Consider the following 12,550-nt stretch of genomic DNA (forward strand, 5'->3'; position numbering starts at 1 on the left):
ATTCTCCTGAACTCAATCCCATTGAACAGTTTTGGGCTACTCTAAAAAGAAAGGTGACTGAGTTGTTAAGAACAGGATGTTCTGTTCAATCTGCTTTAGAATACTATTTTAAAACTAAATGACTATAATATTGAACCTGTTTATGGTTCAAGTTCAGTTAGACCAGATAGTTTCAATATCAGGTATAGAATTGAAGGCGAGCCTATTAGAATCCGTCAGGTTAATAATAAAGCAGGAGGTTAACTATGTTTGAAAATGAATTAAACCAGTTAATAAAGAAAATGGTTGAAGTTACAAATGCAATGATACCAATTAATTGGAAGGATTTATACATTTATACTGAATTACAAGATGGTGAAGGAGAAACGTTATTCTATTATAATAGTTCAGAGGAGGAAGAGAAATATAAATACTCTCATGATATTCCAGAGGAATATAACATTTCATTTTCAGAGTATATGAATGGGTTTAATGAGTTAATGTCTACTTCACGAGAAATACATAACCTGTTAGATAAGAATGGTCAAGAAAAATGGGTATGGATGACAATTATTGTACATAATCAATCAACATTAAAAGTTGAATTTGATTATGCAGATTGGCTAAATAGTTCTTATACATCCAATCAAAGATTAAAATATTTTCAGTATACACATCTTGGGAAAATCCCTCAAAATGAATTAGAAATGAAATTGTTTGAAGAGATGGAAGAATTTCAGAAAAAAAATAACAGTTAAAATTCTATTTCTAGAGGAAGGAGGTATGGTAGCCTCTAATGTGAGTTTTGTCGCTTTTCATTGTAAGTCATATGGGACTTTTTCATACTTAAAAGGCTCTATAATCTCCGTGGTGGAGTTACCCACTACAGAAATTATAGAGCCTTAATTCTTCAAGTGCTTTTACTGTTCTATAGGCATAAAGTTTCCTACTATTTTTCCTACAATCCGTTTTTCGTCCTCTGCTGGCGCAAACTTGTCTGGATAATCTTCACTTATAGATACTAGGCGATAACCATTTTCTTTAAGGTATACTTTCTTAATGTAAACTTGCTCATTCCAGACAATGGCGTAAACTGCTCCATCGTAGTCAAAGCCTCCTTCACGGATTAAGGCAACTTCACCGTCTTGATAAACAGGCTCCATTGATTGATCTTCAATCCATGTCGCCACATCGTAGAGGTACTGTTTATCTGTAAAGACTTCCTTAGTCTCGTATTCATCCCAGAGTCCATTCCCATGCCCAGCTGATAAAGCCACATTATCAAATACTTGCACAGAGAATAGCGGGAGAACTTTTTGTTTGTCTTGTTGAGTTGTTTGTAGAGAGTGAGGTGAGGGTGCTCCTCGTACAAGTCTTGGATGTTAATATCTAAGACTTGAGCGAGTTGGTCTAAGTGTTTTTTGTTTGGGACAGCTTTCCCAGTTTCCCAGGCAGAGAAGGCAGACCTTGTAATTCCTAGTACACTCGCAATAGCAGTCTGGGAAATATTTTTTTTCTTGTCGATGTTGTTTGAGTTTTGTGGGTGAGAACATGTCTTTGTCTCTTTGTCAATTTATAACTTGACAAAATTATACCATAAGCTATAATAGAATTCAAGATAAAAGAAAAGGAGTCCTATCATGTCCAGACCATCTCTTGAAACCTATATCCAAAAGAAGTATTATAATCTCCTTTTTGCTAAGGCCAGGGCGTTTTTGATTGAACACAGAGAGGAGATTGATTTATCGACCAGAAACATCCGCAATCCAAGGAACTATATTGAGCTAATTGATATAGATGTTTATACCATTTATACGTCAATGCTGGACAATAACCGTTTGGAGATGGAGATTGTGGTGACTGCCTTTGTGGAAGTGAGCGAACGGTATAAGGGAGAATTAGAGGTAGATGAGAAAACCATCTGGCTCTCAATGGTCACAGAAGTTGTCCTAGATAATGGTATTAAGTCTTTTGTGGTTCAATCCGTTGACCTGAAAGAACAAAATAGACGGTGTAGCCGTTTCCTCAGTCGGTCAGGTGTGCCCTATATTAAAAAGACTAACTTTGATGACTTAGCCCAAGCCTTTCTAGACAAATATTACCCCAAGGCTCTCAAATCACCGACCAAGATTGAGGTGACAGAGCTTGCGGCTACCATGGGCTTAACGATTGTTGAAGCGAAGCTCTCTTCTGATTTTTCTATCTTTTGAAAGATGGTCTTCAAGGATACTGAGATAGAGACTTATGATACTAACAATCAAGCTATCAGGCGATTAATCAAGAAAGGAACAATCTGTGCGGATGAGGAGGTTTCTCAAAAACGAAATATCGGCTCCCTAAACAATACCATTATCCACGAGTGTGTTCATTGGGAGTTTCATCGCATTTATCATGAATTGCGTATGCTGGTGGATGAAACTCATGATTCGGTATCCTGTCGAACACAGGAAAACCTGTCAGATGTGGCCAACTGGACTGATTTAGACTGGATGGAATGGCAGGCTAATAACCTAGCTCCTAAAATCCTTATGCCAAAGAAGCAGACAAGACAGAAAATTGAGGGTCTCTATCGTGCCTTATCATCCATTTATAGTGATCTGTCTAAGATTGAAGTCACCATAGAAGTGGTGGATAGTCTGGCAAATTTCTTTGGGGTATCCAGACAAGCCGCAAAAATTCGGATGATTGAGTTAGGCTATAAAGAAGCTCATGGTGTCTATAATTATTTGGATGACCGTTATCTGAGAAACTACAGTTTTGAGCTAGATGCCTTTAAGGACAGGCAGACCTATACGATTTCTTTCACCGAGTTATGTTTTCAATACTTTTCTAATGTTCGTTTTAAGGAGGCCATTGATAGTCAGAAGTTTGTCTTTGTGGATAACCATGTCTGCCTAAATAATGATAAGTATATCGAGACTTATGAGAACACTATTATCATGACCGATTATGCTTATGAACACATGGATGAGTGTTGCTTACGCTTTACTTTTTCAGACCGTAATGCTAAGAAGACGATTAGCTCGGAAGAGTTTAGTGATTATGTCCTCAACCGCACCAAGGTCAAATCTGCTTACGACATCAAGGTCGATTTTATGGAGGATATGGGTAATAATGGTTTGGTAGAGAGTTTAGCTCCTGAGAATTTCAAACGCCTAATGAAAAAGGTGGTTAGCCTTCTTAAAGAAACACCTGCTCTCTTTCAAGAAGCTCTAAAGTTTCACCGAAAGCGAAAGGACTGCCCTCAAGATATTTTAGCAGAGGCTATTCGTATTGATGTTCAGACCTATCGTCAGTATGAAAAAGATGAGGAAAAAATCCCTTCCCTCTCTCGTCTGGTCGCAATTGCGGTTACCCTCAAGCTTTTTCCTAATTTGAGTGAGGACTTGGTCACTAAGGCTGGCTATATCTTCCGATTGACCGAGAAGGATATTGCTTTGAAAGTGATTTTAAACTCTTGTTACATGAAAAGCATAGAGGAGTGTGAGGCTCACTTCAAGGAAGTGAATCCAGATTTCACCTTATTCTAAAAAAATAATCTATAAAAGGGGAATGTTCTCCCTTTTTTGTGTCCCAAAACAGTTATATTAAAGTTAAATTATCCTCAAAGTCCAATGTTATGGGCTTTTTTCATAGGGAAAAACTTCCCTGAGAGATTTTTGGATTTGGCTATATACTAGTTTTGTGAGTTGGAGATGGCCATCATAAGTAACTCCAAAAATTTTTAGAACGGATAATCAATCAATGAAAACAGTCTTTATTTGTTCGCCTTACCGAGGGCGAGTTATTGAAAATGAGAAGAAGGCACGAGACTATTGTCTCTTGGCGACCAAGCGAGGTTTTACACCTATCGCCTCCCATCTACTCTTTACTCAGTTCTTAGATGAGAGCAACCCTGATGACCGTATCAAGGGGCTGACCATGAGTCGTGAAGTTCTAAAGCGGTGTGATGAAATTTGGGTGTTTGGACCAGTCATCTCTAAAGGCATGGGCTATGAAATATCTGCCGCAAAAGAATACGGCATTCCTTTTCGCCTCTTTCATGAGAATGGACAAGCCATCAATCCGAGAACCATGGATATTGATGACCGGGTAGAGCGTAACTTTGCCATTGATTGTAGTGGTCACAATGTGGTTTATGCAGAAGATGGTCATAGCAGATTGAGAGAAAAAGAGCCGTCATTTTGGGCCAAGGTATTTGGATAAGGAGTCTAACTATGGGAAATATGAAACAATTAAGTCTGATTATTGGCCATTTACGAAATTTGGCAGATAGTTTAGAAGACCTGTGCCAGGGTGTGGAACGTGTTACTCCAGAATCTGTTGGAGTTACTAATGTTAAGGAAAAAGCACAAGTTGTAGAAGAGTCAACTGTTACTGTTGCGATTGAGGACATCAGAAAGGTTCTAGCTGAGAAATCGCAGGCCGGTAAAACGGATAAGGTCCGTGAACTCCTGCAGCGGTATGGAGCTAATAAGCTCTCAGAAGTTGAGGTGAATAAATACCCTATGCGTCCTTGCCAAAGTCTAAACAAGATGACATCAAGCATGTCGGAGGCTTTGTCTTAGGTAGGCTTAAGGACGGTAGACGCAAGAAGGATGCGGTGATTAGCCGCTCGGCTTTAACCCTTGATATGGACTTTGCGACGGTAGGGATTGTGGATGAGTTGGAGCTCTTATTTGACCACAAGGCTTACCTCTATTCTACCCATAAGCATAGTCCACAAAAGCCACGCTTGCGGCTCATCATTCCTCTATCAAGGGAAGTGAGTGCCGAGGAATACCAAGCTGTTAGTCGAAAAGTGGCCGAGGATATTGGCATTGAGCTCTTTGACGATACCACCTATGAGCCAAGTCGACTCATGTACTGGCCATCGACGTCACAGGATGGAGAGTTTGTTTTTCACAAATTAGCTGGAGAGCTCCTTAATCCTGATCAGGTCTTGGCCCGCTATGCCAACTGGAAGGACACCAAGTCTTGGCCAGTTTCTAGTCGCCAGGCCAAGCTGATGGAGCGAGCCATTAAGCGACAGGCTAACCCCTTAGAAAAGACAGGCTTGATTGGAGCCTTTAACCGAGCTTACCCCATCACGGAAGCCATCGCAACCTTCCTTTCAGACATTTATCATCCCTCTAGCTATCCTGGGCGTTACGACTACGTCCATGCTACCACAAGTGGCGGTGTTGTCATCTATGAGGATAAGTTTGCCTATAGTCACCATGCCACTGACCCTTATGGAGGAAGGCTCCTATCCAGCTTTGACTTGGTGCGACTCCACCTCTTTGGGGATCGAGACGATGAGGGACAAAAGGACACCAGTAAGCAGCCCTCGTTTAAGGCCATGCAGGACTTGGTGCTAAAAGACGACCTTACCAAAGAGCTACTTGCCAAAGAGCGTCTCGAGCAAGCGAGTCTAGAGTTTCAAGATGACCCCAACTGGCAGTATCAACTGGAGCTGGATAGGACAGGGAAGGTCAAAGACACCCTCTCCAATATCGCAACCATTGTTCGCTATGATCCTAACCTCCAGAACATCGTCTACAACGAGTTCAAGCACATCATCGATGTCAAAGGCCCCTTGCCTTGGAAGCAGGTCAAGGGTGGCTGGAACGACTCTGACCTGGCTAATGCCAAGCTCTATTTTGAGCGGGTTTATGGCATCTGGTCACCAACCAAGTTCAAGGATGCTCTTCTTGCGGTGGTGACCGCAGAGCGGACCTACCACCCTATCAAGGAGTACCTAGAACCCTTGGTCTGGGATGGGGTTGAGCGGATTGAGCACCTTCTAATCGATTACATGGGGGCTAAGGACACTACCTACACACGAGCGGTGATGCGAAAGACTATGGTCGCAGCTATTGCACGCATCTATGAACCAGGAATCAAGTTCGATTCCATCTTGGTATTGAATGGTCCGCAAGGGCTAGGGAAGTCCACCTTCTTTTTGAAGCTAGGCGGTAGCTGGTTTTCGGATTCTCTAGCTATCTCAGACATGAGGGATAAGACAGCTGCAGAGAAGCTCCAAGGCTACTGGATTTTAGAAATCTCTGAGATGACCGGGATTAAAAAGACCGATGTGGAAACGGTCAAGTCCTTTGTGACCAGGCAGGACGATAAGTTCCGCCAAGCTTACGGGGTTAATGTGGAAAGTCACCCAAGAACCTGTGTCATTGTCGGATCGACCAACTCAGAAGGAGGCTTTTTACGAGATGTGACGGGTAATCGTCGCTTTTGGCCAGTACAGGTGACCAAGGACAGTCAGAAGAAACCGTGGCAGATGGCAGATATCGACCAGCTGTGGGCAGAGGCCAAGACCTACTATCAGGAAGGGGAAGCCCTCTATCTTACAGGTAGTGTGGCCAAAGAAGCGGTTCAGGAACAGCAGGCGGCTATGGAATCGGATGACCGTGAAGGGATTGTGGCTGACTACCTGAATACTCTATTGCCTGAGAATTGGTCTCAGATGGATCTCTATGAGCGTCGAACATTTATGTCTGGTGGCGAGTTTGGCAAAATCAGTCAGGGGACAGTTAATAGAGAGCGGGTCTGCATTATGGAAATCTGGTGCGAGTGCTTTGGCAAGGAACGCCAGAATTTAAAAAAGATTGATTCCTACGAAATTGAAGGGATTTTGAACAAAATTGGTGGTTGGACCAAGTACACAGGAAATGCGACAGGTAAGATGAAATTTGCCCTTTATGGAACCCAGAGGGCTTTTGTACGGTTGCCAGTAGGCAACTAAGTCCTCTTGTTTTTAAGGGGAATTGGTTTCCCAAGGTAGCCAATAAAGCCGTTAGGCAACCGAGACGGCAACCAACAAAGTTCCTTGTCAGATAAGGTTTTCTGAGTCTTTGGTTTCCTTAGTTGCCTATTCTTCTAATAGAGTAATGGTAATGATAAGAAAAAGGGGTTATCGGACACCTGTACACGCGTATAGGATTTCAACCCCTTTGGCAACCGCCATCGGCAACTGATGATTGGAGGATTGTGATGAGAGAAAAAGTAGTGGAAGAAGCATTGGTGAAAGCAGTTAAGTGTCGAGGTGGATTGGCTCTGAAATTGACGTCTCCCTCTTGGGTTGGCATTCCAGACAGGCTGGTGCTCTTGCCTCAAGGAAGCCTTGGATTTGTGGAAGTGAAGGCTCCTGGGAAAGTCCCTCGTCCTTTACAGGTCAGGAGATTAGAACAGTTAGAAAACTTGGGCTTCAAGGTTTATGTTTTAGACAGCTTAGAAAAAATTGAAGGGGTATTGGATGACCTACAAACCACATGATTACCAAATCTATGCGACAGAGTTCATCAAGAGTCATCCTACTGCCTGTCTTATGCTTGAGATGGGCTTGGGAAAAACGGTGATTACATTGACGGCTCTTTGGGACTTAATTTTAGATTCTTTCGAAGTGAGGCGAGTGCTTATCATTGCCCCACTTCGAGTGGCAGAACACACCTGGCAGGAAGAATTAAAGAAGTGGAACCATCTTTCAGACCTTAGCTTATCCGTGGTCGTTGGTTCAGAAAAAGAACGCCGAGCAGCACTCAAAAAACCAGCCTTTCTCTATACCCTAAACCGAGAGAATGTGGTTTGGCTGATTGACAATAAGCTCTTTGACTTTGACATGGTGATTATTGATGAGCTGTCTAGTTTCAAGTCTTATCAATCCAAACGCTTTAAGGCCTTGCGACGTGTGCAAGCCAGCACCAAGCGGATGGTGGGATTGACAGGAACACCTGGTAACCTCATGGACCTCTTTTCTGAGATTGGTATCTTGGATGGTGGTAAGCGGTTGGGACGATTTATCACAGTATTTCGTGACCAGTATTTTCTACCAGATAAGCGAAATGGACAGGTAGTCTTTTCTTACAAACCCAAAGAGGGAGCAGAAGATGCCATCTATGACCGTATTTCTGATATGACGATTTCTATGAAGGCTCTCGATTACCTCCAAATGCCAGAACGAATTGACCATGAGGTACTGGTCGAGATGGATCTTAAAGAAAAAGACCTCTACCAAACCTTTAAACAAGAATTGGTCGTGTCACTAAAAGACCAAGTCATTGATGCCATCAATAGTGCTAGTCTGTCTAACAAGCTCTTACAGCTGGCTAATGGTTCAGTCTATGGTGAAGACAGAACTGTTCTTCCCTTTCACGATAAGAAACTTGATGTCTTGGAAGAGATGGTGGAAGCCATGCAGGGCAAACCTCTTCTTGTAGCTTACTGGTTTAAACATGACTTACAGCGACTTAAGGAGCGATTCAAGGAGGCTAGAACTATTACGAGCGGTCAAGCGATTGATGATTGGAATCAAGGAAAGATTAGTATCGGGCTTATTCATCCAGCTAGTAGTGGTCATGGGCTTAACCTTCAAGCTGGCGGTTCGACCATCTGTTGGTTTGGCTTGACCTGGTCTTTGGAACTTTATCAGCAATTAAATGCCAGACTCTGGAGACAGGGTCAAACAGAAACGGTTGTCATTCATCACCTCATCACAAAGGGGACGATTGATGAGGAAGTTATGAAACGCTTAAAAACTAAAACGGTCACCCAAGACCATATCATTGAGGCAGTCAGGGTGTCTTTGAAAGGAGGATAAGATGTCAGAAGCAGAACGCTTGTTTATGAATTACGAGATGATGCAAAAAGAAGTGAAACTATTACGCCATCAGCTGGAAAACTTTGTCGGTATCACAGAAGACGAGATGATTGATACCATGGTCTTTGGTGGGCAAAGTGATGAGCCAAGGGTAACCATGACCAAACGTCATGATCGAACAGAGACCATTGCCTTATCCTTCAGAGAAAAAACGGTGGCTGCCAATCGAGAACTCTATCAGTTTTTATCTGATAGATACTTAAAATTGACTCAGGACTTGGCTTTCTTTGAGACGGCTATCAAGCAGTTGCCTGAAGACCTTTCGACTTTTGTCGTGGATTTGGTTGTAAAAGGAGAGAGTTGGGATAATCTCATGGTCAAGTACCATATCAGTCGTAGTAGCATTACCAGATGGAAAAAAAGAGCTATTAAGGAGCTTGATGTCATTTACCAGTTGAAAGAACAACAGCTAGTGGATTATTTGTTAAGTTAGGAGGAGATATGTGTAAGAGAGGCGATATCTATTATGTGAACTTTAGTCATCTGCAAGGTAGCCATTATCAACAAGGGAGACGACCGGCTTTAATTGTCAGCAACGACTTAGCCAACCTCAATTCTTATCTGGTGACAGTCGTTCCATTAACCAGTCAGGTCAAAAAGAAGAAGGAGTTACCCACTCATGTGTTTTTACCACAAGGTGTTATTAAAGGACTAAAACGGTCTAGTCTTGTTCTAGCCGAGCAAGTGAGTACCATTGATAAGGGGTTGTTGGAAGAAAAGATTGCTTGCGTGTGGGATAAGAACTGGTTGAATAAGATTGATAGAGCTTTAAAAGTGCAATTAGGTTTATGATGGTATGAACTTAGAAAGTCTTACAAGTAAAAGTGTTCATTTTGAGATTAAAATTTCTTGAAATTTAGTTAGAATAGTGTATAATAGAGTTATAGATGAGTAGTCGGCTCATGGTCAATCTGATAGTAATCTTGGACATAAGGGCCAAGCGGGTGGCGGACACCAAAACTAAAACCGATACTAATCCTAGACGTAAGGGCTAGGCGGGTGGCAGACACCAGAATAAACCGACTAAAAGGCGACTCACAGTTGTGGGTCGTTTTTAATTTTGGAGGAGTACGTGACACAGGGATCTAAGTTTATAAAACCTAATGTGAAAGAGTTGAGACGCTTGGAGCAGAGTATGAATACATTGCATCAAGCAGCAAGCTATTTTCATGAACATTTTGTTGGCCGAAAAATGGTTTACTGCACACCGCATGATGAAGTAGCAGTATATTTTTCTGAAACCAATTATATGCATCTCTGTGGATTGAATTATTCCAAAGGAGCAGAAAAATTTTTTATTGATTGTTTGGATCAGCAGGTCAATTTAAATTTATTGAAGGTTAAAGAAGACGGAACAACTTTGCAAAAACTACAAGTTTTAGCCTCTATCTCTGAATTAACGAGTTCCTATTTGAGACTTACTGGTTCAGGTCGGTATTTGTTTTTAGAATTTGATTATGCATTGAGAACGAAGAAACAAATTTTAGCTGTAACTCTAAAAGACACAACTCGTAAGGTTGTACCACAGTCATTGTTGGACTTAAAATCACAGAATAGTTTTCCGATTGGTGAAGGGGTAACTCAGATTTATTCTGTAGATTTGTTGACACAAGAGGTAAAAGAATATTACAACTCTAATCAATAGAAAACTGATGTAAAGATTTGAAGTTAAATTCAAGTCTTTTTCTATTTGTCAAGTAAAAATAATGAATTTTGAAAAGACGGTACTAGGGCGGTACTAATGTGGAACTGTGGCGGAACTACCTCGGTACTAATGTGGAACTAAGACGGTACTGACTTTTCATTTTAGAGGTGGTATACTTATGATGTCAAAAAATATAGAAACGAGCCTGACCCTCTTGTAAGGGTTGGGCTTTTTGCGTAGAGGCAGAATATGTTATTTACAAGTGAACAGGTGTCGCATGGACACCCAGATAAAATCTGTGATCAAATCTCAGATAAGATTGTGACAGCTTGTCTAGCTCAAGATAAGACTAGCCGTGTGGCGGTTGAAACCCTCATCAAAGATAACCACGTCATTGTGGCTGGTGAAGTTACGACCTCAGCCCTGTTTGATGTGGAATCTTTGGTAAAAGAAGTTGTTGAACCACTTGGGATGGTAGACGTCAAAGTCACAAATCTAATCGGATTTCAAAGTAAAGACATCGCTCAAGGTGTAGATACTGGGGGTGCAGGCGACCAAGGTCTCATGTTTGGGTATGCGACTGACGAAACACCTGAATACCTACCGCTTCCTTATGTCCTTGCGACCAAGGTCTTGGAAGAGTTGAAAACTCTCAATCATCCCTTGTTGCTTTCGGATGCCAAAGCTCAAGTCACTTATGACTACGATAAGAAGCGGATTAAGACTTTCTTAGTGTCTGTTCAGCACAAGGAAAGTGCAACTCGTAAACAAGTTAAAGCCATTGTCAAAGAGGCGATGATTAAGGTTGCCAAACGATACAAACAAAACACCGATTTCAAGATTTTGGTGAATCCAACGGGTCGCTTTGTGCTAGGTGGTTCTTATTCGGATGCTGGAGTTACAGGTCGAAAGATTATCGCAGACACCTACGGAGGTTTCTGTCGTCATGGTGGCGGATCTTTCTCTGGCAAAGACCCAAGCAAGGTTGACCGCTCGGCAGCCTACATGGCTCGAAAGATTGCCAAGGATATTGTCCGTGATGGTTATGCTAAACGCTGTGAGGTTCAATTGGCCTATGCGATTGGACTCAAGCAACCAGTCTCTATCTCTGTGGAAACCTTTGGGACTAGTAACTATACCAATGACAGTTTGTCACAGATGATTGGGCTTCGCTATGACCTAACCCCACAAGGGATTATTAAGGAGTTAAATCTTCTTCGGGTAGACTACACTAAAACCGCAACCTACGGGCATTTTGGTAAGAAAACCTTGCCTTGGGAATTGTAAAAAAACATTAAAAATAATGCAAATAAGACTGGATAAGTCTTGGCTTCTACGGTAATATACACTTACCAAAACAAAAGGAGAACAACCCCATGACTAAACGCCAACAAGAAAACCTATAAGCCCTCTTAACAGCCATTACTCAAGAAGAGCGTTTGATTGAAACGCTTGAGACTAGACGAATCGACAACTTAGATTTCCACAATGTTTCAGTTTGGGGCATCAAGCGAGCTTTGGAGCGAGCCTACCAAGTAGGTCAAGCCAGCGTTAAATAAACCAACAAGCCTTACCAAAGGGTAGGGCTTTTGTCGTGGAAAGGAAAAGCTAATGCCAAGAAGACCAAGCACTCCATGTAAACAAAATGGTTGTCCTAACTTAGTACCTTATGGTCACAAGTATTGTGACAACCATAAAGAAAACCTGCAACTGGATGCCAAGTCAACCAAAGCCAAAGGCTACAGTGCACAGTGGAACAAAGCACGACTTCGTTACTTAAAAGTTCATCCACTCTGTGTTCAATGCAAAGCCAAAGGTCGACTGACCAAGGCTACTGTTGTTGACCATATCACACCCCACAGAGGTGACCAAGAACTCTTTTGGAATCAATCTAACTGGCAAGCACTTTGTAAGTCTTGTCATGATAGGAAGACCAAGACGACTGACCGATATGTGGAATATACTTATTGGTTCTAACAAAAAAACCACTCGCAAGTGGTTCGTTTTATTTGAAGAGTTGCACCCAATTTTGTTTTTGGTAGAGAATTCTAAGAATTGCGACCGTTGTGTCATCAAAAACGTAGAAGACAAGGTAATTGCCAGCAATCATCATTTTTAATGGATGTTCGTTTGAAAATTGACGATAGACACGTTCAGATACATCAATGCCGAGACTTGGCACTTCCGCAATTTTTGTAATGGCAAGTTTGATGTTAGACATTGTATTTTCGGCAGCTTGAGGTGCAAGAAAGTGATTAAGGATGTAGTTATAA

At 41.8% G+C, this 12,550-nt stretch carries 15 protein-coding genes and 1 pseudogene; 14 read left to right on the forward strand and 2 right to left on the reverse strand.

Annotated features, from left to right (window positions below):
• Positions 1–245: 245 nt before the first annotated feature.
• Positions 246–737 (forward strand): immunity protein YezG family protein, encoded by a 492-nt coding sequence (locus tag ACVRZH_RS09305; protein ID WP_447455016.1) that lies wholly within the window; start codon positions 246–248, stop codon positions 735–737.
• A 162-nt stretch (positions 738–899) separates the two neighbouring features.
• On the opposite strand, the pseudogene ACVRZH_RS09310 reads toward ACVRZH_RS09305, so the two are convergent.
• A pseudogene (locus ACVRZH_RS09310) lies at positions 900–1,532 on the reverse strand (S24 family peptidase).
• Positions 1,533–1,619: 87 nt separating this feature from the next.
• On the opposite strand from ACVRZH_RS09310, the gene ACVRZH_RS09315 reads away from it, so the two are divergent.
• From ACVRZH_RS09315 to ACVRZH_RS09375, 13 genes are all read left to right on the forward strand, one after another.
• Positions 1,620–2,189, forward strand: coding sequence for a hypothetical protein (locus ACVRZH_RS09315; RefSeq protein ID WP_447455017.1), 570 nt, complete (start codon positions 1,620–1,622; stop codon positions 2,187–2,189).
• A 3-nt stretch (positions 2,190–2,192) separates the two neighbouring features.
• Positions 2,193–3,509 (forward strand): helix-turn-helix domain-containing protein, encoded by a 1,317-nt coding sequence (locus tag ACVRZH_RS09320; protein WP_447455018.1) that lies wholly within the window; start codon positions 2,193–2,195, stop codon positions 3,507–3,509.
• Between the two features lie 214 nt (positions 3,510–3,723).
• Positions 3,724–4,185: a DUF7768 domain-containing protein gene (locus tag ACVRZH_RS09325; protein ID WP_447455019.1), complete on the forward strand. Its 462-nt coding sequence runs from the start codon at positions 3,724–3,726 to the stop codon at positions 4,183–4,185.
• Positions 4,186–4,196: 11 nt separating this feature from the next.
• Positions 4,197–4,547, forward strand: a complete 351-nt coding sequence (locus tag ACVRZH_RS09330) for an rRNA biogenesis protein rrp5 (protein ID WP_447455020.1) — start codon at positions 4,197–4,199, stop codon at positions 4,545–4,547.
• Positions 4,496–6,721 carry a virulence-associated E family protein gene (locus ACVRZH_RS09335; RefSeq protein ID WP_522732203.1) on the forward strand — a complete coding sequence of 742 codons (2,226 nt, stop codon included), beginning with the start codon at positions 4,496–4,498 and terminating at the stop codon, positions 6,719–6,721. The genes ACVRZH_RS09330 and ACVRZH_RS09335 overlap by 52 nt, the downstream gene beginning before the upstream one ends.
• Positions 6,722–6,969: 248 nt before the next feature.
• Complete coding sequence (locus ACVRZH_RS09340) at positions 6,970–7,251, forward strand: VRR-NUC domain-containing protein (protein ID WP_447455022.1); 282 nt, start codon at positions 6,970–6,972, stop codon at positions 7,249–7,251.
• Entirely contained in the window at positions 7,232–8,572 is a 1,341-nt protein-coding gene (locus ACVRZH_RS09345; RefSeq protein WP_447455023.1) for an SNF2-related protein, read from the forward strand. The genes ACVRZH_RS09340 and ACVRZH_RS09345 overlap by 20 nt, the downstream gene beginning before the upstream one ends.
• Position 8,573: 1 nt before the next feature.
• Positions 8,574–9,065, forward strand: a complete 492-nt coding sequence (locus ACVRZH_RS09350; protein WP_447455024.1) for a helix-turn-helix domain-containing protein — start codon at positions 8,574–8,576, stop codon at positions 9,063–9,065.
• Positions 9,066–9,073: 8 nt separating this feature from the next.
• Positions 9,074–9,424, forward strand: coding sequence for a type II toxin-antitoxin system PemK/MazF family toxin (locus tag ACVRZH_RS09355; protein ID WP_447455025.1), 351 nt, complete (start codon positions 9,074–9,076; stop codon positions 9,422–9,424).
• Positions 9,425–9,704: 280 nt separating this feature from the next.
• A complete protein-coding gene (locus ACVRZH_RS09360) occupies positions 9,705–10,277 on the forward strand; it encodes a PBECR4 domain-containing protein (protein ID WP_447455026.1) in 573 nt (190 codons plus the stop codon).
• Between the two features lie 249 nt (positions 10,278–10,526).
• Complete coding sequence (gene metK, locus ACVRZH_RS09365) at positions 10,527–11,564, forward strand: methionine adenosyltransferase (protein ID WP_447455027.1); 1,038 nt, start codon at positions 10,527–10,529, stop codon at positions 11,562–11,564.
• Between the two features lie 134 nt (positions 11,565–11,698).
• Positions 11,699–11,836, forward strand: a complete 138-nt coding sequence (locus ACVRZH_RS09370; RefSeq protein ID WP_447455030.1) for a DUF6900 domain-containing protein — start codon at positions 11,699–11,701, stop codon at positions 11,834–11,836.
• A gap of 52 nt (positions 11,837–11,888) precedes the next feature.
• Positions 11,889–12,254, forward strand: coding sequence for an HNH endonuclease (locus tag ACVRZH_RS09375; RefSeq protein ID WP_447455028.1), 366 nt, complete (start codon positions 11,889–11,891; stop codon positions 12,252–12,254).
• A 28-nt stretch (positions 12,255–12,282) separates the two neighbouring features.
• Here the strand turns inward: ACVRZH_RS09375 and ACVRZH_RS09380 are convergent.
• Positions 12,283–12,550: type II toxin-antitoxin system RelE/ParE family toxin (locus ACVRZH_RS09380; protein ID WP_447455029.1), on the reverse strand; the 268-nt coding region annotated here is incomplete at its 5' end.

It is taken from the genome of Streptococcus fryi, assembly GCF_053206505.1.

Bases quoted from the DNA above. Each gene is read 5' to 3' on its own strand.
- metK (WP_447455027.1), top strand. From the start codon at position 10,527: ATGTTATTTACAAGTGAACAGGTGTCGCATGGACACCCAGATAAAATC.
- ACVRZH_RS09325 (WP_447455019.1), top strand. From the start codon at position 3,724: ATGAAAACAGTCTTTATTTGTTCGCCTTACCGAGGGCGAGTTATTGAA.
- ACVRZH_RS09315 (WP_447455017.1), top strand. From the start codon at position 1,620: ATGTCCAGACCATCTCTTGAAACCTATATCCAAAAGAAGTATTATAAT.
- ACVRZH_RS09375 (WP_447455028.1), top strand. From the start codon at position 11,889: ATGCCAAGAAGACCAAGCACTCCATGTAAACAAAATGGTTGTCCTAAC.
- ACVRZH_RS09305 (WP_447455016.1), top strand. From the start codon at position 246: ATGTTTGAAAATGAATTAAACCAGTTAATAAAGAAAATGGTTGAAGTT.
- ACVRZH_RS09345 (WP_447455023.1), top strand. From the start codon at position 7,232: ATGACCTACAAACCACATGATTACCAAATCTATGCGACAGAGTTCATC.
- ACVRZH_RS09355 (WP_447455025.1), top strand. From the start codon at position 9,074: ATGTGTAAGAGAGGCGATATCTATTATGTGAACTTTAGTCATCTGCAA.
- ACVRZH_RS09330 (WP_447455020.1), top strand. From the start codon at position 4,197: ATGGGAAATATGAAACAATTAAGTCTGATTATTGGCCATTTACGAAAT.
- ACVRZH_RS09350 (WP_447455024.1), top strand. From the start codon at position 8,574: ATGTCAGAAGCAGAACGCTTGTTTATGAATTACGAGATGATGCAAAAA.
- ACVRZH_RS09320 (WP_447455018.1), top strand. From the start codon at position 2,193: ATGGTCTTCAAGGATACTGAGATAGAGACTTATGATACTAACAATCAA.
- ACVRZH_RS09340 (WP_447455022.1), top strand. From the start codon at position 6,970: ATGAGAGAAAAAGTAGTGGAAGAAGCATTGGTGAAAGCAGTTAAGTGT.